General features: G+C 67.9%; 20 protein-coding genes and 1 rRNA gene. 10 read left to right on the plus strand and 11 right to left on the minus strand.

The annotated features are described in order from the left end of the window. Positions 1–21 precede the first annotated feature (21 nt). From VSR71_RS14770 to VSR71_RS14780, 3 genes are all read right to left on the minus strand, one after another. A complete protein-coding gene (locus tag VSR71_RS14770) occupies positions 22–1,206 on the minus strand; it encodes an aminotransferase class V-fold PLP-dependent enzyme (RefSeq protein WP_342914596.1) in 1,185 nt (394 codons plus the stop codon). Between the two features lie 65 nt (positions 1,207–1,271). Further along, complete coding sequence (locus VSR71_RS14775) at positions 1,272–2,879, minus strand: OPT/YSL family transporter (RefSeq protein WP_342914597.1); 1,608 nt, start codon at positions 2,877–2,879, stop codon at positions 1,272–1,274. Positions 2,880–2,948: 69 nt separating this feature from the next. Beyond that, positions 2,949–3,662 (minus strand): IclR family transcriptional regulator, encoded by a 714-nt coding sequence (locus VSR71_RS14780; protein WP_342914598.1) that lies wholly within the window; start codon positions 3,660–3,662, stop codon positions 2,949–2,951. A 178-nt stretch (positions 3,663–3,840) separates the two neighbouring features. Between VSR71_RS14780 and VSR71_RS14785 the strand changes: the two genes are divergently transcribed. Next, complete coding sequence (locus VSR71_RS14785; protein ID WP_342914599.1) at positions 3,841–6,645, plus strand: hypothetical protein; 2,805 nt, start codon at positions 3,841–3,843, stop codon at positions 6,643–6,645. A gap of 45 nt (positions 6,646–6,690) precedes the next feature. Here the strand turns inward: VSR71_RS14785 and VSR71_RS14790 are convergent, their stop codons facing one another. Next, a complete protein-coding gene (locus VSR71_RS14790; protein WP_342914600.1) occupies positions 6,691–7,446 on the minus strand; it encodes an IclR family transcriptional regulator in 756 nt (251 codons plus the stop codon). Positions 7,447–7,696: 250 nt separating this feature from the next. Between VSR71_RS14790 and VSR71_RS14795 the strand changes: the two genes are divergently transcribed. Both VSR71_RS14795 and VSR71_RS14800 read left to right on the plus strand, forming a co-directional pair. Continuing rightward, entirely contained in the window at positions 7,697–8,737 is a 1,041-nt protein-coding gene (locus VSR71_RS14795) for an LLM class flavin-dependent oxidoreductase (RefSeq protein ID WP_342914601.1), read from the plus strand. Positions 8,738–8,963: 226 nt separating this feature from the next. Next, a complete protein-coding gene (locus VSR71_RS14800) occupies positions 8,964–10,958 on the plus strand; it encodes a sigma-54-dependent Fis family transcriptional regulator (RefSeq protein WP_342914602.1) in 1,995 nt (664 codons plus the stop codon). Here the strand turns inward: VSR71_RS14800 and VSR71_RS14805 are convergent. The 4 genes from VSR71_RS14805 to VSR71_RS14820 form a co-directional block, all read right to left on the minus strand. After that, positions 10,955–11,956 carry a LysR family transcriptional regulator gene (locus VSR71_RS14805; RefSeq protein WP_342914603.1) on the minus strand — a complete coding sequence of 334 codons (1,002 nt, stop codon included), beginning with the start codon at positions 11,954–11,956 and terminating at the stop codon, positions 10,955–10,957. The genes VSR71_RS14800 and VSR71_RS14805 overlap by 4 nt on opposite strands. A gap of 60 nt (positions 11,957–12,016) precedes the next feature. After that, positions 12,017–12,985, minus strand: coding sequence for an amidohydrolase family protein (locus VSR71_RS14810; RefSeq protein WP_342914604.1), 969 nt, complete (start codon positions 12,983–12,985; stop codon positions 12,017–12,019). After that, the gene (locus VSR71_RS14815; RefSeq protein ID WP_342914605.1) at positions 12,982–14,334 is read right to left on the minus strand and encodes an MFS transporter; all 1,353 of its coding nucleotides are present in this window, start codon (positions 14,332–14,334) and stop codon (positions 12,982–12,984) included. The genes VSR71_RS14810 and VSR71_RS14815 overlap by 4 nt, the downstream gene beginning before the upstream one ends. A gap of 126 nt (positions 14,335–14,460) precedes the next feature. After that, positions 14,461–15,405 carry a YncE family protein gene (locus VSR71_RS14820; RefSeq protein ID WP_342914606.1) on the minus strand — a complete coding sequence of 315 codons (945 nt, stop codon included), beginning with the start codon at positions 15,403–15,405 and terminating at the stop codon, positions 14,461–14,463. Positions 15,406–15,772: 367 nt separating this feature from the next. On the opposite strand from VSR71_RS14820, the gene VSR71_RS14825 reads away from it, so the two are divergent. The 6 genes from VSR71_RS14825 to VSR71_RS14850 all read left to right on the plus strand — a co-directional run bounded on the left by VSR71_RS14825 (position 15,773) and on the right by VSR71_RS14850 (position 21,334). Continuing rightward, positions 15,773–16,846, plus strand: coding sequence for an ATP-NAD kinase family protein (locus VSR71_RS14825; RefSeq protein ID WP_342914607.1), 1,074 nt, complete (start codon positions 15,773–15,775; stop codon positions 16,844–16,846). 33 nt (positions 16,847–16,879) lie between these two features. Continuing rightward, entirely contained in the window at positions 16,880–17,893 is a 1,014-nt protein-coding gene (locus VSR71_RS14830) for a thiamine pyrophosphate-dependent dehydrogenase E1 component subunit alpha (protein ID WP_342914608.1), read from the plus strand. A gap of 48 nt (positions 17,894–17,941) precedes the next feature. Next, the gene (locus VSR71_RS14835) at positions 17,942–18,958 is read left to right on the plus strand and encodes an alpha-ketoacid dehydrogenase subunit beta (protein WP_342914609.1); all 1,017 of its coding nucleotides are present in this window, start codon (positions 17,942–17,944) and stop codon (positions 18,956–18,958) included. After that, positions 18,958–20,082 carry an acetoin dehydrogenase dihydrolipoyllysine-residue acetyltransferase subunit gene (locus VSR71_RS14840; protein ID WP_342914610.1) on the plus strand — a complete coding sequence of 375 codons (1,125 nt, stop codon included), beginning with the start codon at positions 18,958–18,960 and terminating at the stop codon, positions 20,080–20,082. The genes VSR71_RS14835 and VSR71_RS14840 overlap by 1 nt, the downstream gene beginning before the upstream one ends. 75 nt (positions 20,083–20,157) lie before the next feature. Then, positions 20,158–20,499 (plus strand): carboxymuconolactone decarboxylase family protein, encoded by a 342-nt coding sequence (locus VSR71_RS14845; protein WP_342914611.1) that lies wholly within the window; start codon positions 20,158–20,160, stop codon positions 20,497–20,499. Positions 20,500–20,554: 55 nt separating this feature from the next. After that, positions 20,555–21,334 (plus strand): lipoyl protein ligase domain-containing protein, encoded by a 780-nt coding sequence (locus VSR71_RS14850; RefSeq protein ID WP_342914612.1) that lies wholly within the window; start codon positions 20,555–20,557, stop codon positions 21,332–21,334. Here the strand turns inward: VSR71_RS14850 and VSR71_RS14855 are convergent. From VSR71_RS14855 to VSR71_RS14865, 3 genes are all read right to left on the minus strand, one after another. Further along, the gene (locus VSR71_RS14855; protein WP_342914613.1) at positions 21,331–22,071 is read right to left on the minus strand and encodes a DUF3047 domain-containing protein; all 741 of its coding nucleotides are present in this window, start codon (positions 22,069–22,071) and stop codon (positions 21,331–21,333) included. The genes VSR71_RS14850 and VSR71_RS14855 overlap by 4 nt on opposite strands. 227 nt (positions 22,072–22,298) lie before the next feature. Further along, positions 22,299–23,120 (minus strand): hypothetical protein, encoded by an 822-nt coding sequence (locus tag VSR71_RS14860; RefSeq protein ID WP_342914614.1) that lies wholly within the window; start codon positions 23,118–23,120, stop codon positions 22,299–22,301. 400 nt (positions 23,121–23,520) lie between these two features. Next, on the minus strand, positions 23,521–23,910 hold the full coding sequence (locus tag VSR71_RS14865) for an OsmC family protein (protein ID WP_342914615.1): 390 nt from the start codon (positions 23,908–23,910) through the stop codon (positions 23,521–23,523). 567 nt (positions 23,911–24,477) lie between these two features. On the opposite strand from VSR71_RS14865, the gene VSR71_RS14870 reads away from it, so the two are divergent. Further along, positions 24,478–24,862: ribosomal RNA gene (locus VSR71_RS14870) — 16S ribosomal RNA — on the plus strand; the annotation flags it as partial.

The following is a 24,862-nucleotide window of genomic DNA, read 5'->3' on the forward strand; positions in this document are numbered from 1 at the left end:
GTCTGTTCGGTGTTGTTGGGTTCAGGCGATGGCGGCGCGGATCAGTCCGGCGACGCGGTCGATCTCTTCGTGCGTGTTGAAGTAGTGCAGCGATACGCGCGCCATGGTCGACACGCCGTAGCGCGCCAGGATCGAATCGGCCATGAAATTGCCCGCTTCGATGATGCATTGCTGCGCTTCCAGCGCGGCCACGATGCGCGCCGGGTCGACGCCGCGCACATTGAACGGCACGATGCCGATGCGCTGGGTCACGTCGGTGGGACCGTACAGCTCGAAGCCGGGGATCGCGGCAAACTTCGCCACCGCATACTCGGTCAGGTCGCGCACGCGCGCCTCGATGGCATCGATGCCGATCGCGGTGGCGTAGTCGATGGCGGTGCCCGTGCCGAGGATGGCCGGCACGATCGGGCAGCCGGCCTCGAAACGCTTGGCACCCGCCACCAGCGACAGCGCGCCGGTGTTGCGGTCGTACGTGCCGTTCCACCAGCCCACCAGCATCGGCTCGACCTGCCCGATCAGCGCACGGCGCACATACAGGAAGCCTGAGCCCTCGGTCGTGCGCAGCGCCTTGCGCCCGCAGCCGGCGAGGAAGTCGCAGTCGAGCTCTGCCACATCGGAGCGCAGCATGCCCACGCTCTGCGCGGCATTGACCAGCGACAGCACGCCATGCTTGCGCGCGACCGCGCAGATCTGCGCGGCGGGCTGCACGGCGCCGGTGGAATTGGGCAGGTGCGAGAACGTCAGCAGGCGCGTGCGCGGCGTGATCGCGGCTGCGAACGCCTCTGCGCTCAGCAGCCCTTCGGCATTGGCCGCCACCATCTTCACCACGATGCCATGCGACTGTTCCAGCCGGCGCCAGGGCAACAGGTTGCTCAGCATCTCGGTGTCGGCCACCAGCACTTCATCGCCGGCTTGCCAGGCGATGCCACGCGCGGCGATGGAAATGCTTTCGGTGGCGTTCTTGGTGAAGGCGATCTCGTCGGCCGCGCAGTTGAGCAGTCCGGCCAGCTTGCCGCGCACGGCTTCCACGCGTGCATAGGTCTCCTTGCGGAACGCCGGCAGGTAGATGCCGACGTGCCCGGTATCGAGCAGGTAGCTGCGCACGGTGTCGAGCACGGCGTCGGGCGGAATCGAGGCCGCGGCCGTGTCGAGATAGATGGTGGAAGCCGTCAGCGGAGTGTCGGCGCGGATTGCTTGGATATCCATGAAACGTCTCGGGTAATGACAGGCGGGGCGCAGCGCGTGCGCCCCGGGATGGCTTGCTGCAGGGCTTACTTCTTCAGCTTGGTCACGGAGCCGAAGAAGCTGAAGAGAGCATCGCCGGCGATTACGCCGCCGGCAAAGGCGCTCATCTCGGCGAGATGCTTGTCGCCGCGCAGGCGCTGCACCACGAAGCGGATCAGCAGGCCGGCCAGCACCGCCCAGCCGGCCAGCGGCGACGCGATCAGCATGCCGGTGGAAAGCAGGATGCCGAGCTGGCGCTTCGAGCCGCCGACCCATTGCAGCAGCGCGCCGGGGATGGCCCAGATCACCAGGTTGCGCGCGATCTCGGCCGACGAGCCGGCCTTGATCGATGCCGCATAGACACGGTCCACCGGCGGGATCAGGCCCTGCGAGAAGAAGGTGCCGTGGAACACGATCACCACCACCGCGGCCACGCCGAAGCCGACCATCGCCGCCAGGAACTGCTGCTTGCGGCCCGCGATTTCGGCCTCCATGTCGCGGCCTTCGCCGCGCAGCAGGTAGCCGGTCTTGAGGTCATAGCCCATGTCGGCAAAGGCCGGGCCGGTGGCGGCCGAGAAGCCCACCAGCACCGCCAGCGCGGTCGGCGGGAAGCCGATCAGGATGCCGATGGTCAGCGTGATCAGCGCCACCGCGAAGGCCGGGAACCAGCCCGAGTGCATCGCCGCGATGCCGACGATCAGCTCGTGCACATAGGCGGCAAAGGCTGCGTACAGTACGAACACGACCAGCATGCCGAGCGACATGTCCGACACATGCCCGGCCAGCAGCGAGATCAGCAGCGCGATCGCCAGGTAGATGACAAAGCCGCCCGACAGAATGCGGCTGGCGCGCGAGGCCGGGACTTCGATGGTGCGCGCATCGGCCGCCGGCGCATGGCGCGCCCGGCGGATTTCCATGGCCACCTGGAACAGCGCGACGATGCCCGCGCCGATCATCAGGCCATGCGGGATATAGGCCTTGGCGATATCGATGCCGGTCACCGCCACCGAATAGCCGCGTACCAGCAGGCCGATGCCGAACATGGTCAGCGCCGCCAGGTTGCCCAGGAACGCCGCGCCGAACGCCGACATCGGCACGCCCAGCCACGCGCCGCCCACGCCCACGGCAATGCCCAGGCCCAGGAACGCCGCCTTGCGGCCGCCGCGGTCGCCGGCCCAGATCGCCTCGGCGGTGGCGATGCCCGCCGGCCAGGTGCCGTTGGCCGGGAAGATCTTGCTGCCGAACAGGAAGTACAGCATCGCGCCGTCGACGAACATGGCGATCACCGCGCCGATCAGCATCGGCGTGGCCAGTTCGGGCATGCCCATCGCATATGGCACGCCGAGCGGGATCATCAGCGAATTGGCGGCGCCGAAGGTGGCTGACGAGATCGCGGTCTGCACCAGGTTCTGCCGCTCCAGCACGCGGAAGCGCCGCGTGATCTCCAGCGGAATGCGCGAGAACACGATCGCGATCAGTGCGCCGATGATCGAGGTATTGGCCGAGATCCCGAGCGACACGATCAGCTGCATGCCGATCATGGCGCCGAATACCGACAGCGCCACCGATACCAGCAGCAGCAAAGGCTCCATAAAGCGCGATCGTGTCGCGGGCTGCGCCGCCACCGGCGCGTTCAGTTGTGTTGGCATGGTCATGTCTTCTACCGCTCCCCCTAGTGTTGTCTGGTTTTGTGTGTTGTGTGCGCGCGTTGCGTGGGCGCGCCGCTATCGCAGAAAGCCCGCGACCGGGCCGATCGTCTTGCGCGCCGCGCGCAGCGCTTCCAGCAGCCGGGGCACGGCCTCGCGCGTCAGCCGCTGGAGCGGGCCGGCGATGGCAAGGGATCCCACCACCGCCCGGGTGTCACGGTGGTGCAGCGGCAATGCCAGCCCGGCCACCGTGGCCGCGGATTCCTCGCACGTGTAGGCAAAGCCGTCGGCGCGGACCCGGGCCAGCTGCGCGGCCAGTGCCGGCGCGTCGCCCGCCAGCTGGCGCCGGAACGCTTCCGGCTGGAATGCCAGGATCGCCTTGGCATGCGCGCCGGCGTCCAGCGCGAAGCGCTGGCCCACCTCGATCGAAAAGCGCAGCTGGTGCTGGCTCTGGGCGATGTCCGTGCACAGGCCCTCGTGACCGTCCAGCCAGGACAGGAACACCGTTTCGCCGCTTTCCTGCGCCAGCGCCTCCAGCGCGGGCTGGACCACTTCCGCCGGCGAAAACGACTTGCGCATCACTTGCCCCAGCTCGAACCAGCGCAGGCCCAGCCCATAGCGTCCAACGCTGTCCTGCGTCAGGAAGCCATTGGCGGCGAACGTGGCAAGTACGCGATGCACGACGGCGTGGTGCACACCGCTTTCGCGCGCCAGTTCGCGCACGCCCCAACTGGGCTGGCGAGCGGTGAAATGGGTGAGCAGCGCCAGGGCGCCGTCCAGGGTCTTGAGCATGATTGATTGCTTGTGTCTCCATTTGAGAGACAACGTCTCTGATACGGAGAAATGCTAGGCCTCGCACCGACGCGCAACAATCAGGGTTAACGCGCAGTAGCAGCCAGCGTTTGCGCGAATATCGACCATGCGCCGTTGCCTATACTTGGCGCAGACCGACTGCTACGGGGAGGCGCCCATGGCTGCGGAAGACCACGGTTTCGGCGACGAAGCGGCCCGCATCGCGCATCGGCGCCGCCAGCTCGGCATCGCGCCGCGCACGCATGAGGGGCAGCGCAACTGGGCGCTGGCGCTGTCCGGCGGCGGCATCCGCAGCGCCACGTTCTGCCTGGGCGTGATGCAGGCGATGGCGGGCACCGACATGCCGGCCAGCACCACGGCCGCCGCCGCGAATACCGCCACGAACACCGCCAAGAACAGCGAGGCGCCTCCAACGCCCGCAGCGAGCACCGCCGCGGCGGCGCAGACCGTGCCCGGGCTGGCTTCGCTGCTGGCCCAGTTCGACTACCTGTCCACTGTCAGCGGCGGCGGCTACCTCGGGGCCTTCTTCGTCAGCCTGTTCGTGCCGGGCCGCCTGCGCCGCGGCACCGGTCCGGTCCAGGCCGCGGCCGACGCCTATCACACGCTCCAATGCGAGCCGCCGGGGCGCATCCACACCTCGGTCTCCTATGCCGCCGATCCCGGCCGCGGCGCGCTCGCGTGGCTGCGCGAGAACGGCCGCTACCTGTCGCCCACGGGCGCCGGCGACAACCTCTATGCCGCCGCGCTGGTGGTGCGCAACTGGCTGGCCATGCACTACGTGATAGGGAGCGCGCTGCTGGCATTGCTGGCCGTGCTCGCGCTGCTGCTGCACGGCGCAGCGGGAGCGTGGTACGGCTTCGGGCGCTATGAGATGGACCTGCTGCACGATGCACGGCAGGCTTTCAACCAGGGCGAGTTCGCGATCTGGTGGAGCCCCTGGCTGTGGCTGCCGCTGGTCACGGTGGTGATCGGCGCGGTGCCGCCCGGCCTGGCGTACTGGCTGGTCTATCCGCGCGCCAACGATCCTCAGGCACCGGGACGCTTTTTCAGCCCTGCGCCGATGGTAGCGACGCTGCTGGGGCTGCTGTTGCTGGCCGCGGCGCGCTGGTCGGAATGGCTTGGTGCGGAACTGGTCTCGGCACAGCTCTTTGCCGCGCTGGGCGCGCTGACGTGGCTGGGCGTCCTGAGCTGCCTGGTGATGCTGCAGGGCGAGCCGCGCACCGTGTCCGGCTATCGCGTGCGCGCCACGCGTGCGCTGCGCACGGCGGTCACGCTCACGCTGTGGCTGGCGGCATTGGGCGTGGCCGACACCGCTGCGCGAACCGCCTACCTGTATGCCCATGCCTCGCATCATCCGTGGGGCGCGGCGCTGCCCGCGGGCGTGCTTGGCGTGCTGGTCTGGCTGGTGCGCTATGGCGCGCGCTGGCTCGACGAAGGCCGCAAGGGTAGCGCCGAGACCGCCTGGCGCGCACTGTGGGCACGCTTGCCGGTCTCGCTGCTGGCCGGCGCGGCAGCGGCGCTGCTGGCGCTGCTGCTGTTCGTGCTGTGGTCGTGGCTGGTGCTGTGGGTGCGCTGGGATGGCCGCGAGCCGGTCGACTGGCTGGTCTATGGCACGGCCTACACCGGGCCGGCGCTGGCAACGCTGGCGGTCGTGGCGCTGGTGCTGGCGCTGGTCGCAGGCCGCTTTACCGGGTTCCTGAACCTTTCCACGCTGCAGCCCTTCTACGCGGCGCGCCTCACGCGCGCCTACCTGGGCGCGTCCAACGGCGAGCGCTTTGCCGCGCCCGATCCCGATCCCGTGGCGGATCGCCGCCGGCGCGCGCGCTTCAGCGTGGCGGAACCCGTGCCCGGTGACCAGCTCGGTCTCAACGCCTACTACGATCCGCGCGTGCTGGCGCCGCTGCACCTGATCAACGTGACGCTGAACCTGACCGTCGATCCGGCAGAGCAACTGGTCCAGCGCGACCGCAAAGGCAAGCCGCTGTGCCTGGCGCCAGGCGCCAGCGTGGCCCAGCCCGGCGCTGCGGCCACCATCGCGCCGGATGCCTATGCGCGCTTCACCATCGACGGCTGGCAGTGCTGCCCGGATGCGTCATGGCCCTCATCGGGCAAGCTGGCGCAATCGCTCACGGTTGGCGACTGGATCGCCATCTCGGGCGCGGTGGTGTCGACGGGGCTGGGCCGGGCCACCACCCTCGGGACCTCGCTGCTGCTGGGCCTGGCCAACCTGCGGCTGGGCACGTGGTGGCCGTCGTACCCGGCCAGGTACGCGCGCCAGGGCGGACGCGAGGGCGAGGGGTGGCGCCATCCCGAGCGCGCCACCCATCCGTGGCTGGCCGCCGGCATGTTCCGCACGCAGTATTACCTGGGGTGCGAGCTGAGCGCCCGCTTCCATGGCACGCGGCGCGGCTGGCAATACCTGTCGGACGGCGGGCATTTCGACAATACCGGTGTCTATGAGCTGCTGCGTCCGGGCCGGGGCGTCGCGCTGGTCGTGCTGTGCGACTGTGGCGGCGACCCGGACTATCGCTTCGGCGATCTCGCCAACCTGATCCGCCTCGCGCGTATCGACCATGGCCTGGAGATCGTGGTCGATACCGAGGCGCCCACGCACCCGGTGCTGGGCCGTGTCTTCGGCGTGCCGGACGATTTCCTGCCGGTCGCGGCGGGCAGCGGCCCTGCCGCCGACAAATGCGCGGTGCTGCTCGACGTGTACCGCACCGACCCGGCCTGCGCCGCGCCGCGCGCGCGGGTCTGCCGCATCGTGCTGCTCAAGCCGCGGCTGGTGTCATGGGCGCCGGCCGACGTGCGGCACTATGGCGCCACGCATCCGGCCTTCCCGCAGGAAGGCACTCGCGACCAGTTCTTCGATGAAGCCCAATGGGAGAGCTATCGTGCGCTGGGGCATGCGATCGGCCAGCGCGTGCTGGGCGGCGAAGTGGGCAAGGCGCTGCTGGGCTGACGGGGTGGCCTGAACGTTGGCGATAACGTTGGCGATAGCGTCGGATCAACGCACGAAGCCGATCACGTCTTCCAGCCGGCCGCTGGCGTCGCGCAAGGCCTCCAGCAGCCGCGGCACGGCGGCCTCGTCCAGGCGCTGCTGCGGCCCGGCAATGGCCACCGAGCCCACCACCGCGCTGCGATCGCGCGACCACAGCGGCAGCGCCAGCCCGGCCACGCTGGCCGCGGCTTCCTCGTGCGTATGCGCCCAGCCGCGTTCGCGTACTTCGGCAAGCTGCTGCTCGATGCGCTCACGGTCAAGCGTGGTGTGCGGGCCCATGCGCGCCATGCCCTGGCGGTAGACTTCGTCGCGGAAGGCATCGTCCTGGAAGGCGAGCATCGCCTTGGCATGCGCTCCCGCGTACAGCGCAAAGCGCTCGCCCAGTTCGATCGAGAAACGCAGCTGATGCTGGCTCTGCACCAGCCCCACGCACAGGCCTTCATGGCCGTCGAGCCACGACAGGAATACGGTCTCGCCGCTTTGCGCGGCCAGCATTTCCAGAACCGGCCGCACGATCTCGTCCGGCGAGAAACTCTTGCGCACCACCTGTCCCAGCTCGAACAGCCGCAGCCCCAGCGAATACTTGCCGGTAGCCGCGTCCTGCACCAGGAAGCCGTTGGCGGCAAAGGTCGCCAGCACGCGGTGCACCACGGCGTAATGCACGCCGCTGTGCTTGGCCAGCTCGCGCACGCCCCAGGTGGGCTGGCGCACGGTGAAGTGGGTCAGCAGGGCCAGCGCGCCGTCCAGTGTCTTGAGAGTCATCGATCGTTCCTTCGCATCGGGCTGAATGGTAAGGGCAAGCGGCGCGCGGCTCAATCCTTGCGCCCAGGCACCGCATTCGCCGGCATTTGCCGACGAGTGCCAACAAGTGCCGACGAGGCCGATACCCACGCCGCCCGCAGGGCCGCAAATCCGTCGCCAGCACGATCCGCGCGAGCTCACTAACATAGCGAACCATTCGCATTGCAGCGGGCGGCGCACGTGTGGCGTACGCCGCCCGCCAGACCACGACATGAATCGCGACTCTCTCCCCACCAGCAACGGCATCGCTTATTCGGTGCTCGACCTGGCCCCCATCCCGCAGGGCAGCGACGCCGGCCAGGCCATGCGCAACTCGCTCGACCTGGCGCGCCATGCCGAACGGCTGGGCTATCACCGCTACTGGCTGGCCGAGCACCACAACATGCCCGGCATCGCCAGCGCCGCCACCGCGGTGCTGATCGGCTATGTCGCCAACGGCACGCAGACCATCCGCGTGGGCTCCGGCGGCGTGATGCTGCCCAACCATTCGCCGCTGGTGATCGCCGAGCAGTTCGGCACGCTGGCCTCGCTGTACCCGGGCCGCATCGACCTTGGCCTGGGCCGCGCGCCCGGCACCGACCAGGCCACCGCGCGCGCATTGCGCCGCCATCTGACCAGCGACAGCGCCGATACCTTCCCGCAGGACGTGGAGGAACTGCAGGCGTACTTCGATGACGTGCGCCCCGGCCAGCGGCTGCGCGCGGTCCCCGGCGCCGGTCTGAAGGTGCCGATCTGGCTGCTGGGCTCGAGCCTGTTCAGCGCGCAGCTGGCCGCGGCGATGGGCCTGCCGTTCGCCTTTGCCTCGCACTTCGCGCCGGGCTTCATGCGCCAGGCGCTCGACCTTTACCGGCGCACCTTCCGGCCCTCGGAAGCGCTGGATCGCCCGTACGTGATGCTCGGCTTCAACGTCTTTGCCGCGGACAGCGCCGACGAGGCGCGCCGCCTGTTCAGCTCGCTGCAGCAGCAGTTCCTGGCGCTGGTGCGCGGCACGCCGGGGCAACTGCGCCCGCCGGTGGACGACATCGAGTCGCTGTGGACCGAGAGCGAGGCCGACCATATCCGCCGCTCGCTGGCGTGCTCGGTGGTGGGCGACCCGGAGTCCGTGCGGGCGGGCATGCAGCGCTTTGTCGATGACCTGCAGCCGGACGAGCTGATGCTGACCGGGCAAATCTACGACCACCAGGCGCGCCTGCGCTCCTTCGAGATCGCCGCCGGCGCGGCGCGCAGCCTCAAGGCCAACGCCGCACTTTGAGCCATCCCGGTATGGCGCGGGCCGCACTTGCGGCATGCGCCTGCCGCCGTCTCGCAATCCCTGTCCGCCATTCTGGTTTGCATCCCGCCGACGCGCTCGGATACATTAGAAGGCCGAGACCAGACAGAGGCGCGGCCACCCAGGCACGCGCCCGCACAGTCCGCCCGATCCACCGCCCCCTCAGCAGGCTCCCGGGGCCGACGGCAGCGACGACCAGGAGACAGCGATGGACCTGCGGCAACGCGAGCACATCGAGACGGTGGTGCAGGCCACCACATACCTAGCCCCGCCCGCCGTGCTGGCGGACCGCATCGCGCACGACGCTATCATCCAGAACTCGTGGCGGCGCTGCGTGCACCAGTACGGGCTCGATCCCTCGCGCATGCAGGAAGCGCGCATCCTGCCGCAGCCGCGGCTGCGCGAACACCAGGAACGCATCGACGATTTCGCGCGCATCGCGCGCCACGGCCTGCAGAGCCTGTACGGCCAGGTGGCGGCGCTGGGGTACGTGGTGCTGCTGACCGATGCGCAGGGCGTGACGGTCGACTATATCGGCGATGCGCGCACCGATGCCGCACTGCGGCACGCCGGCCTCTACCTCGGCGCGGAATGGAGCGAGAGCGGCGCCGGCACCTGCGCGGTGGGAACGGCGCTGGTCACCGGCCAGGCACTGACGGTGCACCAGGCCGACCATTTCGATGCGACCCATATCCCGCTGACCTGCACCGCCGCGCCGCTGTTCGACACGCACGGCAACCTGCACGCCATCCTCGACATCTCCGCGCTGACCTCGCCGCACGCCAAGGACAGCCAGGGGCTGGCGCTGCAGCTGGTGCGCATCTATGCCGCCCATATCGAGAACGCCAACTTCTTGCGCGCGCACCGGCGCGACTGGATTCTGAAGCTGAACGTGGCGCCGGAGTTCGTCGACGTCAATCCCGAATATTTGCTGGCGCTGGACGAGGCCGGCCGCATCGTCGGCCACAACCACCGCGCCCGGCTGATGCTGGAGGGCGAGCTGGGCGGCGCGGCCGGCGCCACCGTGCTCGGCCAGCGCTTCGAGGCGTTGTTCGGTGCCCGGCTGGAAGACCTGGGCAACTATGTCTACTCCCGGCCCAGCGAGCAGCGGCTGGTGGCGCTGAACCGCAGCGGCGGGCTGCTGTACCTGAGCGTGATGCCGCCCGCGCTGCGCTGGCAGGCACCGGCGAAGGAAGCGCCGGTGGCCATGCCCGAGGCGCTGGCCGCGCTGACCGGCGGCGACGCCGCGCTGCGGCAGCAACTGCAGCGCGCCGCGCGGCTGGTCGATTCGCCGATCAACCTGCTGATCCACGGCGAGACCGGCAGCGGCAAGGAGTTCTTCGCCAAGGCCCTGCACCAGGCCAGCGCGCGCCGCGGCGGCCCGTTTATCGCGGTGAACTGCGCGGCGATTCCGGAAACGCTGATCGAGAGCGAACTGTTCGGCCACCTGCCCAACAGCTTCTCCGGCGCCGGCCCGCGCGGCAAGCGCGGGCTGATCCAGGAAGCCGACGGCGGCACGCTGTTCCTGGACGAGATCGGCGACATGCCGCGCGAGCTGCAGTCGCGGCTGCTGCGCGTGCTGGCCGAGGGCGAGGTGCTGCCGGTTGGCGCCGCGCGGCCCGTGCCGGTGCGGCTGCGCGTCATTTCCGCGACGCACCACGGCCTGGAGCAACTGGTCGCCGAAGGACGATTCCGCGAAGACCTCTTCTACCGCCTGAACGGCGCGCGTTTCGAGCTGCCGCCACTGCGCGCACGCAACGATCTCGACTGGCTGATGGCGAAGTTGCTGCAGGAAGGCGCCGCCGCACCCGTGACGCTGTCGCCCGCGGCGCGCGAGCGGCTGCATCGCCATCGCTGGCCGGGCAACCTGCGCGAGCTGCGCAACGTGCTGGAATACGCGCGCGCCGTCTGCACCGGCGGCTATATCGATGAGCACGACCTGCCCGACGGCCTCGGGACGGCAGCCATCCCCGTCGCGCCTCCTCAAACTGCACCGGTTGCGGGCGACAACGCCGCCGCGCCATTTGACCCGCACCAGCTGCCACCCGAAGGCATGCTGCTGATGCAGTACCTGCGCGCTTCCGGGTGGAACCTGAGCGCGGTCGCGCGCCAGATTGGCGTCAGCCGCATGACGCTGTACCGGCGCATGGAGCGTTATGGCATCCAGTCGCCGAACCGGCGCGACGGCGGCGCGGGCAGCTAGCCACGCCGACGCCCGGTCCTGGTGACTGCGGTGGCAGCCGGTGGCGAGCCGCCGGTCGCACACGCCGCGCGCAGCGCATCGATCAGCAAGCGCACGCCGGGCGTGGCGGTACGGCGCTTGCGCGACACGATGCCGTAGGGCACCAGTCGGCCGCGCATTGCCACCGGCAGGATTGCCAGCGCGCCCATCGCGGCGAAATAACCGGCGATCGCGCTGGGTACCACGGCGATGCGGTCGCTGCCCGCCAGCAGCGGCAGCGTCGCCATGATGGAAGAGGTTTCGATGACATCCTCCGGCAAGGGCACGCGCGCATCGCGAAAGGTCTGGTCAATGATCTGGCGCATCGGGCTGGCGGCAGGCTGGATGATCCAGGGATAGCGCGACAGGCCCGCCAGCCGTACGCTGCGCTTGCCTGCCTGCGGATGCCCGGGGCGCGCCACGATCGACAGGACCTCCTCGCACAGGGGCTCGAAAGCCAGGTCCTCGGCAAGCGAGCCTGCCGGGATACGGCCGACCACCACGTCCAGTGCATCCTGCCGCAGCGCCTGCACCAGCACGTCGCTGGTATCCACCTGGAGTGCGATGTCCAGCTGCGGGTGGCGTGCCTTGAGCCCGTTGATGGCGTCGGCCAGCAGGTCCGGCACCGGTGCCAGGATCGCGCCGATGCGCACCTTGCCGATTTCGCCCGCGGCGATGGCGGCAAGCTCGTCGTGCAAGGCATCGAGATCGGACAGCGCCACGCGCGCATAGCGGATCAGGGCCTCGCCGAACACGGTCGGCGTGATGCCGCGGGCATGGCGCGTGAACAGCAGCGTTCCGACGGTGTCTTCCAGCTCGTGCAGGGCCTTGGTCGCCGCAGGCTGGGTCAGCGCCATCTCGCTGGCGGCGCCACGCAGCGAGCCGTGTTCGGCGAGTGCCAGCGCCAGGCGAAGATGGCGCATCTGCAGGCGCTTGCGCAGCGTGGCGGCGTTGCTGAGCTGGGTAAGGAATTCGGGCATGGCAGTGTACGGTGGACGCCGGTTTTATAGCACGCATGGCGGACCACACTGCGACCGGAATCAACACATTGCGCTGTCTTGGGCTGGTGCCGAGGACATGTGCCCGGCGGCAATACGGTAGAAGCGCGCAGCATTGCCGGCCAATACCCGTTGCCTGGCGAGGGGGTCCGGCAGCGCGTCGGTCACCATGCGCAGCACCGTGCCGAACGCGGCGCTCAACGACGAAACCGGCAGGTTGCTGCCGAACATGGCGCGCTCGTGTCCGAAGATGGCAAGCGTCTCGCGCACAATGCGGCGATTCCCAGCCGCATCCCAGCGGCCGCCCTGCAGTCCGAACTCGGACAGCTTGACCATCACGTTCGGGCAGGCGGCCAGCGCTTCCATGCCGCGCCGCCAGTGAGCCAGCCCGGCTTCCGACCGGTCCAGCGGCAAGCCGGCATGATTCAGTGCGATCGAAAGCTCGGGCAGGGCGGCGGCCACCTGCGCCGCCTCTTGCAGATGCCAGAACGGCACGCGCAGGTCCCACGACAGCCCCTGGTGCGGCAGCCGTGCCAGGTCTTCCAGCCAGGCGGGATCCTGCATCGATCCGGCCCGGCCCGCAACCGACTCGCCCGGAGCTGATGCCGTCAGCGGTTTGCAGCGGATGCCGCGCACCCGCGCAAAACTCGCCTGGCGCGCAAGCAGCTCGGCGCAGCCTGCGGTGCCGAGCGGGGCGTAAGCGACCACGGAGGCGGCCATGCCCTGTGGCCAGCGGGGCTCATGCAGCCACGCCGTCTCGGCAATGGCTTCGTCCCGGTTCCGCTCGGCCTCGATGTGGACGGTTGCCAGCACCGATACGTCCGCCGTATCGCGCCGGTACTCAGCCGCCAGATAGTCATGGCGCAAGGCCTGGTAGTCGCCGAGAAAGAACGTTGCCGGCTGGTATTCCTCCTGCAGCCACGGGTAGTGCCCGCAATCGAGCTGCCACAGATGGTGGTGGGCATCGACGATCGCCAGGCGCTCGCCGGCAGGCAAGGCCTGGCGCGTCATCGGCAGGACTCCGGCAGGGTGGCGGTCAGCACGGCCGCCAGCACGAGCGCGCAAGCCAGCATGTAGACGCCCACGCCGGCGTCCAGGTACTGGATCAGCAGCCCGACTGCATACGGGCCGCAGAACCCGCCAAGATTGCCGAGCGCGTTGATCAGGCCGCGCGCCACGCCCGCGTCGTCTGCGGCAAGCAGGCGCGGGGGCAGGGTCCAGAACACGCCCGCGGCGGCTTGCAGGAACACGCCACAGCCGACCAGCAGACCGTAGGCCAGCCAGGTATTGGCATGGAACCATACCGATCCGGCCAGGCAGGCAGCAAAGCCCAGCAAAGGCCACATCACGAAGGCGCGGCGCTTCCCGCTCCGGTCCGACCAGGCAGACACCACGAGGATGCCGGCCATGGTTCCCACATACGGCACCATCGCCAGCAGGCCGACCTGGCCCATGCCGCCGTGGGTCAGGTCCTTGAGGATGGTGGGCAGCCACAACGTATAGCCGTAGATGCCAGCCTGGTAGAGGAAATTCAGGCCGATCAGGCGACGGATCACGCTATCCGACAGCAGCCGCAAGATCACCGTGCGCGTAGTCGCATGGTTCGTCGGCGCAGAGGCAGCAGGCTCCGCTCGTTGCTGCTCGGCGCGCAGTTGCGTCAGTACGTAATCGCGCTCCGCCGTGGAAATCCAGCGGGCCTCCTGCGGCCGGTCGCAGGCCAATGCCAGCCAGACGCCGAGGCAGAGCGCCGAGATACCGCCTTCGATGATAAACAGCCAGCGCCAGTCCAGCGCGGCGATGACGAGTCCCGACAGCGGCGCGGTAATCATGCCGGCAATCGGCACGAACAGGATCACCAGCGCATTGGCCCGGCCGCGCTCGTGGTCTGGAAACCAGTTGCCGACGATCGTCAGCACCACCGGCAGCATGCCGCCCTCGGCCACGCCGAGGGCGAAGCGCAGGACCAGCAACTCGGTCTCGTTGCGCACGAGGCCGGTCAGCACGGAGATCACGGCCCACGCCAGCATCGACCAGCCGATGAACTTGCGTCCGCTGCCGCGTACGGCCAGCTTGCCGCCCGGAACCTGCAGCAACAGGTAGCCGGCGAAGAAGATGCCGCCGGCCAGGCCTGCCATGCCGGCACCGATGCCAAGCGCCTCGTTCATGCCGCCCGGCATGGCAAAGGCGATATTGACCCGGTCCATATATGACACGATGCACACCATCAGGATGGGCGGGATGATGCGCCACCAGCGCTGCGCGGGAATCCGGGCGGTGGCCGAGGCGGTGCCGGGCGTCGCGCCGGCTGGAGAATCGAGGGCGACGGCGTTGTCGGCTCGCGCTTGCTGCGGGATGTTCATGGGTCTCCTTCATGAGCGCCTTCAGCGGCTGCTTCAGCGGCTGCTTTAGCGTCTGGGTCTGTGCTGCGACGAAATGGTATGAGTGCCGGCCCAAGGTTGCGGCGACGGGCCTGCGCAACCTCGCGCTTATCGGGACGGCAGCGCCAGGATGGCGAGGCCGTCCGGCTCCTTGCCGGTGGCAAAGGCATGGCGCAACGCCAGCGTGCGAAGGTCCAGTTCGCTGACGCTGTGGTCGTTGAGCGCAAGCCAGGCGCGGCCAGGGTCGGCTGGATGGAATGCCAGTGCGATCGGCTTGGCGCCGGTATCGACCCGTGCCAGCTCGACCAGCGTGTGCGGGTCGAAGATGCGCAGGCTGCGCTCGCCATAGTTGAGCGCGAACAAGCGGTCGCAAGGCGACCAGTACAGTCGGGTGGGATCCTCGCCCGTGGCGACCGTGCCGAGCACTTCCAGCGTGTGAGCGTCGAGCCGCGCGATGGTATGGTCGTCGCGGCTGGAGACGTAGAGCAGGGATTCGTCAGGACTCAGGCAGCAGCCTTCAGGCCGCCGGCCGGCGTGGGCTGCGCGCGGCGGCCGGCTCGCATCGTAGGGGTGGACCAGCGTTACCGTGTGCGACAGCAGGTTGGTCACGTAGGCGCGTTGCCCGTCGCCCGTCAGTACGAACAGGTGGCTTTTGACGCCGCCGGACGGCACCGCGCGCACAGGCGTGCGGCTCTCCCACGGCGCTTCGAACACCAGCAGCATGTTGTCGCGCTCGCTCAGGGCATAGACGCGGCCTCGCGCGTCAATCTGCAGCCCGTGGATGCGGTGATAAGGCGCGCAGTCCAGGTCGCCTTCACGCTCTCCGCCGGCGATATCGACGCAGCACACGGCGGCGCCGCCATTTCCGGCATGCGCAAAGGTCTGGACCCCGTAGTGGCCGACATAGCCGCGCAGCCGTGCGCGGTCGACCACGAACTCATGTGGGTAGTCCGGCAGCGGCACGCTGAAGCGGCGCGCACCGCTTTCCAGGTCATAGCCGCTGAAGCTGTGGCCGAACTTCTCCACCAGCACTGCAATCCAGCGCGTATCCATTCTGTCTCCTCATTGGCTTCGCGGCGGCATGGCGAAGCAGGTCGTTGTTTGAGGAGGAGAGTCTGGCGCAGGAAGCCGTTACCAACCACTGAATATTGCACATCGAGGTATTCCCGGAAGTAATCGGCCGCACCTGCGGCCGCCCTCGCGCGATACGGTTGTCCAGTCTGTACAACTGCACTGTGACACCTGTCTCGCCGTAACAGCCGCGCTGGGTTTTTTGCCGCGCGGAGCATGGCAAATCTTGCGGGTTATCCCTTAAGTTGAACGGCGCCGGAGGGATGTTCTCCGATCTCGCGGCGGCTTCCGCGCACTGGCACAGCCATTGCAATTTGCCTGTCACCACAACGACAACAGGAGACAGGCAATGGGGCACGCAGCCGTCGCCGGCACGCCACTGGTCGGCATCATCGCCAACCCGATTTCCGCGCGCGATATCCGCCGCGTGATCGCCAACGCCAACAGCCTGCAACTGGCCGATCGCGTCAATATCGTGCTGCGCCTGCTGTCCGCGCTGGCGGCGTGCGGCGTGGGCCGCGTGCTGATGATGCCGGACCGCGAAGGACTGCGCGTCATGCTGGCGCGGCACCTGGCGCGCCGGCAAGGCCCCGACTCCGGCCTGCCTGCGGTCGAATACGTCGATATGCCCGTGACCGCGCGTGTCGACGACACGCTGCACGCCGCGCGCTGCATGGCAGACGCCGGCGTGGCCGCCATCATCGTGCTCGGCGGCGACGGCACGCATCGCGCGGTGGTGCGCGAATGCGGCGGCGTTCCCATCGCCGGCCTGTCGACCGGTACCAACAACGCCTACCCCGAGATGCGCGAGCCCACCATCACCGGCCTCGCCACCGGGCTCTACGCCACCGGGCGCGTACCCGACAAGCAAGCGCTTGCCTCGAACAAGCGGCTCGATATCGTCATCCGCGACAGCGACGGCGGCTTTCGCCGCGACATCGCGCTGGTGGATGCGGTGATCTCGCACGAACACTTCATCGGCGCGCGCGCCTTGTGGAAGACCGACACGCTCGCCGCGGTCTATGTGTCGTTCGCCGATCCGCAGGCCATCGGCCTGTCAGCCATCGCAGGCCTGCTTGAGCCGCTGGGCCGGCGCGATCCCGGCGGCCTGGCGATCGAGCTGGCCGCGCCGGGCGAGGGCGAATTCGACCTGCGCGCACCGATCGCGCCGGGACTGCTGTGCACGGTGCCGGTCGCCGGCTGGGAACGGCTCGAACACGGCCGCCCGCACCGTGTGCGCCAGCGCAGCGGCATCGTCGCGCTCGACGGCGAACGCGAGCTGGCCTTCGGCCCTGACGACGAAGTCACCGTGACCCTGCACGAGCATGCTTTTCGCAGCATCGACGTGGCGGGCTGCATGCGCTATGCCGCGCAGCATCGGCTGATGCGCAGCAGCAACCCGTTGCTTACCTGCCTTTCCTGAAGTGCAAACCTTGATAGAACGAAGGAGACAGACATGACAGCCAGAGCTTCGCAAGATCCTGCGCAACATCGCGCCGCGCTGCCGCTCGACAAGGAGACGCTGCTGACGGTGTACCGGAAGATGCGCACCATCCGCGATTTCGAGGAGCGCCTGCACGTGGACTTCGCGCGTGGCGACATCCCGGGCTTCGTCCACCTGTACGCGGGCGAGGAAGCCGCGGGCGTCGGCATCCTGCACCACCTGCACGATGGCGACCGCATCGCCAGCACGCACCGCGGCCACGGCCACTGCATTGCCAAGGGTGTGGATCCGGTGGCGATGATGATGGAGATCTATGGCAAGAAGGGCGGCTCTTGCAACGGCAAGGGCGGCTCGATGCATATCGCCGACCTGTCCAAGGGCATGATGGGCGCCAACGGCATCCTGGGCGCGGGTGCGCCGCTGATCTGCGGCGCCGCGCTGGCGGCCAGGTTCCGCGGCAAGGGCGAGGTCGGCGTCACCTTCTGCGGCGACGGCGCTTCCAACCAGGGCACCTTCCTGGAAAGCCTGAACCTGGCCGCGGTGTGGAACCTGCCGGTGATCTTCGTGATCGAGAACAACGGCTATGCCGAGTCGACCTCGCGCGACTATGGCACGGCCGTGGACAGCTATGTCGACCGCGCCGCCGGCTTCGGCATTCCGGGGGTGACTGTCGACGGCACCGACTTCTTCGCCGTGCACGAGGCCGCCGGCGAAGTCATCCGCCGCGCGCGCGAAGGCGGCGGCCCGTCGCTGCTCGAATGCAAGATGGTTCGCTTCTACGGCCATTTCGAGGGCGACGCGCAAACCTATCGCGCCGCCGGCGAACTCGACGATATCCGCGCCAACAAGGACTGCCTGAAGCTGTTCGCGCGCACCGTGACGCAGGCGGGCGTGGTCGCGCGCGAGGAACTCGACACCATCGACCGCGAAGTTGCCGCGCTGATCGAGCACGCCGTGCAGGAAGCCAAGGCCGCTCCGCTGCCCGGCCCCGAAGACCTGCTCACCGACGTCTACGTCAGCTACTGATCCGCCTCTCGCCAACAAGACGGCAAACCGAACTATCAGGAGACAAACATGGCTCGCAAACTGAGCATCAAGCTGGCGATCAACGAGGCGATCGACCAGGAAATGACCCGTGACCCCAGCGTCATCATGCTGGGCGAAGACATCGTCGGCGGCGCCGGTGCGGATGGTGAAAAGGACGCCTGGGGCGGCGTGCTGGGCGTGACCAAGGGGCTGTATGCCAGGCATGGCGACCGGCTGCTGGATACGCCGCTGTCGGAGTCGGCCTATGTCGGCGCGGCCATTGGCGCCGCGGCCTGCGGCATGCGCCCGATCGCCGAGCTGATGTTTATCGACTTCATGGGGGTGTGCTTCGACCAGATCTTCAACCAGGCGGCCAAATTCCGCTACATGTTCGGCGGCAAGGCTGAAACCCCGGTGGTGATCCGCGCCATGGTCGGCGCGGGCTTCCGCGCGGCAGCGCAGCACAGCCAGATGCTGACGCCGCTGTTTACGCATATCCCGGGGCTCAAGGTGGTGTGCCCATCCACGCCGTATGACACCAAGGGCCTGCTGATCCAGGCGATCCGCGACAACGATCCGGTGATCTTCTGCGAGCACAAGAACCTGTACGGGCTGGAAGGCGAGGTACCGGAGGGCGCCTACGCCATCCCGTTCGGCGAGGCCAATATCGTGCGCGACGGCAAGGACGTGTCGATCGTCACCTACGGGCTGATGGTGCACCGCGCGCTGGAAGCGGCAGCCGCGCTCGCCAAAGAAGGGATCGAAGCGGAAGTGATCGACCTGCGCACGCTGTCGCCGCTGGACATGGACACGGTGCTGGAGTCGGTCGAGAACACCGGCCGCCTGGTGGTGGTGGATGAAGCCAGCCCGCGCTGCAATATCGCCACCGATATCTCCGCGCAGGTCGCGCAGCAGGCGTTCGGCGCGCTCAAGGCCGGCATCGAGATGGTATGCCCGCCGCATACGCCGGTGCCGTTCTCGCCCACGCTGGAAGACCTGTATATCCCCAGCGCCGCGCAGATCGCTGTGGCCGCGCGCAAGACCGTGAAGGGAGGCAAGCACTGATGGCAACGGCACAATCTCCCACCATTACCCCGATCGTGATGCCCAAGTGGGGCCTGTCGATGAAGGAAGGCACGGTCAATGCCTGGCTCGTCGACGAGGGCACCGAGATTGCCGTGGGCATGCCGATCCTCGATGTGGAAACCGACAAGATCGCCAATGCGGTGGAGGCGCCGGACGCCGGCACGCTGCGCCGCAAGGTGGCGCAGGCCGGCGACGTGCTGCCGGTCAAGGCGCTGCTTGGCGTGCTGGCTCCGGCGGAGGTGAGCGATGCGGATATCGACGCGTATGTATCGGCTTATGAAGCGCCCGCGGACGGCGGCGACGAGGAGGACGCCGCCGCCGCGTACCAGTTCGCCGACGTGGACGGCATCCGCGTCCGCTACGCCCGCAAGGGCAGCGGCGCCGAGACCGTGCTCTTCATCCACGGCTTTGGCGGTGACCTGGACAACTGGCTGTTCAACCTCGATCCTCTCGCCGACGCGTACACGGTCGTGGCACTGGACCTGCCCGGCCATGGACAGTCGTCGCCGCGGCTCGCGGGCACGACGCTGGCGCAGATGGCCGGTTTTGTAGCGCGTTTCATGGACGAGACCGGCATCGGCGCGGCGCACCTGGTCGGCCATTCGATGGGCGGCGGCGTGGCGGCGCAGCTCGCCGCGGACGCGCCGCAGCGGGTGCTGTCGGTGGCGCTGGTGTCGCCGGTGGGCTTCGGCGAAGCGGTCAACAGCGGCTATACCGAGGGCTTCGTCAACGCGCAGTCGCGACGCGACCTGAAGCCGGTGATCGAGCTGCTGTTCGCGGACGCCGGGCTGGTCAGCCGGCAGATGCTCGACGACTTGCTGCGCTACAAGCGGCTGGACGGCGTGACCGAAGCGCTGACCGCGCTGGGGCAGGACCTGTTCGCCGGCGGCAGGCAGAAGGAGCAGCCCGGCCAGCGGCTGGCCGAAAGTGGCAAGCGCGTGCTGGTGGTGTGGGGCGGACAGGACCGCATCATCCCGGCAGAGCATGCCGAGGCGGCGCCGCCCGATGCCACGGTCAAGGTCTTTGCCGATGCCGGCCACATGAGCCAGATGGAGAAGGCCAACGACTTCAACGCGCTGCTCAGGCAGCACCTCGGCGGCTGATGCCGCGGCGCGGGCGGCGGCGTGCGCTGGCGCCCGCGCTTGTTTTCCATCCACCGAGTCACGACGACGGTTTCTATGAGTACAGAACTGAAGACCCGCCTCGCCCAGATCAACAAGCAGTTCGCCGCGCTCGCGCAGGCCCAGCCCGCGGCCATGAGCGCATTCCAGGGCCTGATGAAGGCCGCCACGCAGGAAGGCAGCCTGCCTGCCGCGGTCAAGGAGCTGGTCGCGGTCGCGCTGGCCGTGCAGAAGGGCTGCGACGACTGCGTGCTGTTCCACACCGCGCAGGCGCTGCGCCACGGTGCCACGCGCGGGCAACTGGCCGAAGTGCTGGCGCTCAATATCGAGATGGGTGGCGGCCCGGGCGCGATGTATGCGTCGAAGGCGCTGTCCTATTTCGATGCGCTCAACGGCTAGCCTTGCTAGACTCGGCCTATCGCTACCCGACCTGCCACCCGACCGCTGCCGCGCCATGCCTTTTGTGTTCGTCGAGCCCGCGCCTGCCGGCCAGCCGCATGAGGATCCTCTGCAGGATGAACTGGCCCTGCTCGAACTCGCCGCGCAGGGCCGGAAGGTCGCGCAACTGTGGGAAGCGCCGCTGTCGCTGGTGGTGCCGCGTACCTACCAGCGGCATGCCGGCTTCGAGGCGGCGCGAGCCGAGTTCGCCCGGCAAGGCTGCCCGGTGTTCCTGCGCATGTCGGGCGGAGGACTGGTGCCGCAAGGCCCGGGCATCCTCAACCTGAGCCTGGCCTATGCCGTCGGCCAGCCGCCCGGCGCGCTCAGCGATGCGGTCTACCTGCACCTGTGCGAGGTCATCGGCAAGGCACTGCTGGCGCTCGGCGTGCCGACACATTGGCAGGCAGTGGCCGGCTCGTTCTGCGACGGCCGCTTCAACCTGGCATGGGGACCGCCGGAGGCGGCGCGCAAGATCGCCGGCACCGCGCAGTACTGGCGGCGCGCGCCGGCGGCCATGCAATCGCCCGATGGGCAACGGCACCTGGTTCTGGCGCATGCGGTGCTGCTGGTAAGTGCCGACCCGGGGCAGATCAACGCCCGCGCCAATGCCTTCGAGGCGGCGATCGACAGCGGGCGCCACTATGATCCGGGCAAGGTGGTCAGCGTGCGCGAGGCGCTGCAGGCGCAGGGGCATGCAGCCGCCGACGAGGCCGAGCTGATGGCGCAGGTAACGGGGGCACTGCGGCACAGCGCCGCGCAGACACCCCCGCCGGCCTCGATGGCTTCGTTGGCCTAGTCCGCCGGCAGGAAGCGGATGTCGCCATACCAGGCGCGGGCGGCGCCGTGGGTGTTGTCGGTGTCGGTCATGATGCCGTATGCCTTGAGTGGGCCCGGTTGTTCATGGAACACGCGTTCGTAGTCCCGCACCACATTCCGGCGCAGGCTTTGCCATTTGCCGGCATCGCCTTGCGCGCCGGAGACGACGATCATCTGCACGCGGCCCGTATGCGGGTTGGGGATGACGCTGCCCGGCTCGGCGCTGTCGGACCACACATACATCAGCGTGGCATAGGGGAGTTCTTCGCCGCCGAGGCTCCTGGCCATCTGCATCGCCGCGCGGTCACCGAGCGAGAGCTTGCTGGTGTCGCCCTCGAAGAAAAACACCAGCCGGGCCGGCGCATCTTCATGGGCAGCGTCGCTGTTGTCCGCGCCGGGAATCGGGCCTTGCGCCTTCCAGCGCCAAGCCACCACGGGCGTGCGCGAGAGATTGACATCCCCCGCGTGCATCAGCGCAGAAGCTGAGTGTTCGGCTTCGGCCTGCAGCACCGTGGCGCGGCCGTCGGCCACCAGCTGGTAGCTGGTCTGGGCCTTGCCGTTGGCCACCGGTAAATTCTTCCAGCCGTCCGGCAGCGCTGCCCCTGGCTTGCGCGCGGACACCGATAAGCCGGGCTGTTCGTTCGCGGCCTGTACGGCAAGCTGCGGCAGCAGCAGCGCGGCACACAAGGCGAGGCGCAGGGCAGGCGTGGCATTCATGGTCGATCCGGAGGGAATATGGCCACGGGGCATGATGCAAGGCGCGTGCCCATCGCCGTCAGGCAGCACGCGCCGGCCGCGCAAAAAAATTGCGGCCCACGGGGGGGCCGCCAATCGGGAATGCGAGGAGGTCAGTTTCCTCAAGAGACGTTATCGACGCCAAACGGCCTCGCAAGACCCCACTTTGGTGGGGCGTATGCGTCACAGTTCGAGGGGCAAGCGATTGCTTACGCGATAAGGCAGGAGCCATGCGGATCCGGTTCTGACGCCGCCTTGATCCTGCGGACGTTGGCTTCCAGTTCGGCATGGGCGGCGTCCAGCCATCCGACGCGATGGCGCACGGGATCCTTGGGCGACAGGTCGCTGACTGAGAGTTCGCGCAGGAAATAGCGCACCATGCTGCCGGCTCGCGCGGGTACCGGCATCATGCCCAGCAACTGGTGGCGCGCGATCAGCCGCCGGCTGACGGCATGCCGGAGCCCGGCCCAGGCGGTGCGGCCCAGCGCGATATAGAAAGCGTCGGTGCGCATCTGGCGGACGGTCTCGAGAAACTGGTTTTCGAAAATTTCGCGAAGCATGGGCGCCGCCATCAAATCCTCGAAGGGGCCGTCGAAGGCCAGCCCCCGCCGTGTGGTGGCATGCGGCAGCAGGGCCAGCGGCTGCAGCCGCTCGAAGCCGTCGTTCCACAGCGCCGCGGCGTGAGGCAGGCCGACCAGCTCCGGCACGCGGAAGTGATCGAGCATGCGGATCAGGTTCGGGCGAACCAGCTTGCCGCCCAGTTCCACCCGACGCTTGTTCTCGCGCTGGACCACGCGGCCTGGCGCGTGGCTGCGCAGCAGCTCCTCGGTCACCGACGCTGCCAGCCGCACGTGGGCATGGCCCGGGGTGGTGCTGACGAGCACCAGCTGCGCCTGCGTGTTCAGGTATTCGCACGGTACATAGTGCATGGCGTATGTACCGTCTTGCGCAACCAGGACCGGTCTTGCAATGACGCCGGTGGCGCCCGCAAGCCGTACCTGAGAGCAATACGCTTCAATGAAGTTGGTCAAGGACTCCCCCCGCTCGCGACGCTTCCGGATGCGCTTTTTTCTTGTTCTGCTTTTCGATCATGGTAAGCCGGCGCTTCATCGCAGACAAAGCGCGCGGTGCCGGATTAGCCTGAATACGACGCAACCTTCGTTGGACAGCCAACACACCGGCGGCGGCGTCCCCCGATCGGGTGGGGCGTAGCGCCATCAGGCAAACGGTAGCCCCGGGCTGGCGTCAGGACGATGACATGCCCGACGCATGCGAGCGCGTCAGCGGCTCTGGATTGAGTGGCGAGCGGGAAGAAAAAACCGGACACGAAGCGTGTCCGGTAACCCATTTGCTGACTCAGGTCGTGTCAGAACCCGAGGATTTGAATGATAACTATTATCATTTGCGGCGACAACAGGAATTCGCCGGTTCTCAGCCGATCGACGTCTCGATTGCAATCTGTCCGGACAGCGTCTTGTGTACCGGGCAACGATTGGCGACCCGCAGGAGGTCGTCCAGGATCTGTGGCGTTAGTTCACCACTGACCTTGACCTCGCGCTTCAGCGTGTAGGTGCCGCCGGCTTCCTCATGGGCGACCGACACGTCGATGCTGGCGATGGCGTAGTCTTTGCGCTTGGCATAGAGCTGCAGTGTCAGGGTGGTGCAAGCGGCCAACGCGGAGTCGAGCAAGTCGTGCGGGCTGGGGTAGCTGGTATCGCCGCCCGCGGAGGCATCCAGGTCGGCCTGCCATCTGGCGGTGCCGTTGCTCAGGTGGCAGATGGTGTTGCCCTGGCTCGGTTGCCAGGTCGCTTGGATAGTCATCGATCGTCCCCATCTAAAGAGAAAGCGGCCCGGCGGGCCGGAGCAGCCATTCTATACAGGGCGCTGCCAACTATTTGCTGGAGGCGGTGTAAGAGGCACTTTTACGGCGGGTTCAGAGTATTCCGAAAAAGTGCTTGCCAACCCTGTCACGCTCCCTTAATATTCGCCCCCTCGCAACACAACGCGGCGCTGCAAGGCAGACGCAGCAAGGGTTGCGGGGTCGACCGGGAGGTTGGCGCGGCGAGGTTTGCAGCGCTGACCGCAGCAAAAAAAGATTGCTGAAATGGTTGACGAAACGAAGAAAGCTCTGCATAATCTCGTTTCTCTGCTGCAGACAACGCAGCGCGCTGAACGGCAAAGCCGGCCAGCGAAGTTCTTTAACAAACAAACAACCGATAAGTGTGGGCGCTGGGTAGCGGACGCCACTGTCTTCGGACAGTGTGGCTTCACAAGTTATACAGTGCTCGCACAGCAAAACGTGACTGGGTCTTCGGATCTGGTCAGTCAGTTTTCTGAGAGTGAGCGACCGCTCGAAAGAGCGAGACCCGCGAGGGTCACACAGAGATTGAACTGAAGAGTTTGATCCTGGCTCAGATTGAACGCTGGCGGCATGCCTTACACATGCAAGTCGAACGGCAGCACGGGCTTCGGCCTGGTGGCGAGTGGCGAACGGGTGAGTAATACATCGGAACGTGCCCTGTCGTGGGGGATAACTAGTCGAAAGATTAGCTAATACCGCATACGACCTGAGGGTGAAAGCGGGGGACCGCAAGGCCTCGCGCGATAGGAGCGGCCGATGTCTGATTAGCTAGTTGGTGGGGTAAGAGCCTACCAAGGCGACGATCAGTAGCTGGTCTGAGAGGACGATCAGCCACACTGGGACTGAGACACGGCCCAGACTCCTACGGGAGGCAGCAGTGGGGAATTTTGGACAATGGGGGCAACCCTGATC

Source organism: Cupriavidus oxalaticus (genome assembly GCF_038900635.1).
Classification (GTDB): domain Bacteria; phylum Pseudomonadota; class Gammaproteobacteria; order Burkholderiales; family Burkholderiaceae; genus Cupriavidus; species Cupriavidus oxalaticus_B.

What these genes read in the sequence shown, in the direction of transcription:
- VSR71_RS14810 (WP_342914604.1), bottom strand. Translation starts at nt 12,985, where the DNA reads ATGACGCGCCAGGCCTTGCCTGCCGGCGAGCGCCTGGCGATCGTCGAT.
- VSR71_RS14780 (WP_342914598.1), bottom strand. Translation starts at nt 3,662, where the DNA reads ATGCTCAAGACCCTGGACGGCGCCCTGGCGCTGCTCACCCATTTCACC.
- VSR71_RS14805 (WP_342914603.1), bottom strand. Translation starts at nt 11,956, where the DNA reads ATGCCCGAATTCCTTACCCAGCTCAGCAACGCCGCCACGCTGCGCAAG.
- VSR71_RS14855 (WP_342914613.1), bottom strand. Translation starts at nt 22,071, where the DNA reads ATGAATGCCACGCCTGCCCTGCGCCTCGCCTTGTGTGCCGCGCTGCTG.
- VSR71_RS14800 (WP_342914602.1), top strand. Translation starts at nt 8,964, where the DNA reads ATGGACCTGCGGCAACGCGAGCACATCGAGACGGTGGTGCAGGCCACC.
- VSR71_RS14795 (WP_342914601.1), top strand. Translation starts at nt 7,697, where the DNA reads ATGAATCGCGACTCTCTCCCCACCAGCAACGGCATCGCTTATTCGGTG.
- VSR71_RS14825 (WP_342914607.1), top strand. Translation starts at nt 15,773, where the DNA reads ATGGGGCACGCAGCCGTCGCCGGCACGCCACTGGTCGGCATCATCGCC.
- VSR71_RS14840 (WP_342914610.1), top strand. Translation starts at nt 18,958, where the DNA reads ATGGCAACGGCACAATCTCCCACCATTACCCCGATCGTGATGCCCAAG.
- VSR71_RS14785 (WP_342914599.1), top strand. Translation starts at nt 3,841, where the DNA reads ATGGCTGCGGAAGACCACGGTTTCGGCGACGAAGCGGCCCGCATCGCG.
- VSR71_RS14775 (WP_342914597.1), bottom strand. Translation starts at nt 2,879, where the DNA reads ATGACCATGCCAACACAACTGAACGCGCCGGTGGCGGCGCAGCCCGCG.
- VSR71_RS14830 (WP_342914608.1), top strand. Translation starts at nt 16,880, where the DNA reads ATGACAGCCAGAGCTTCGCAAGATCCTGCGCAACATCGCGCCGCGCTG.
- VSR71_RS14815 (WP_342914605.1), bottom strand. Translation starts at nt 14,334, where the DNA reads ATGAACATCCCGCAGCAAGCGCGAGCCGACAACGCCGTCGCCCTCGAT.
- VSR71_RS14865 (WP_342914615.1), bottom strand. Translation starts at nt 23,910, where the DNA reads ATGACTATCCAAGCGACCTGGCAACCGAGCCAGGGCAACACCATCTGC.
- VSR71_RS14845 (WP_342914611.1), top strand. Translation starts at nt 20,158, where the DNA reads ATGAGTACAGAACTGAAGACCCGCCTCGCCCAGATCAACAAGCAGTTC.
- VSR71_RS14790 (WP_342914600.1), bottom strand. Translation starts at nt 7,446, where the DNA reads ATGACTCTCAAGACACTGGACGGCGCGCTGGCCCTGCTGACCCACTTC.
- VSR71_RS14850 (WP_342914612.1), top strand. Translation starts at nt 20,555, where the DNA reads ATGCCTTTTGTGTTCGTCGAGCCCGCGCCTGCCGGCCAGCCGCATGAG.
- VSR71_RS14820 (WP_342914606.1), bottom strand. Translation starts at nt 15,405, where the DNA reads ATGGATACGCGCTGGATTGCAGTGCTGGTGGAGAAGTTCGGCCACAGC.
- VSR71_RS14770 (WP_342914596.1), bottom strand. Translation starts at nt 1,206, where the DNA reads ATGGATATCCAAGCAATCCGCGCCGACACTCCGCTGACGGCTTCCACC.
- VSR71_RS14835 (WP_342914609.1), top strand. Translation starts at nt 17,942, where the DNA reads ATGGCTCGCAAACTGAGCATCAAGCTGGCGATCAACGAGGCGATCGAC.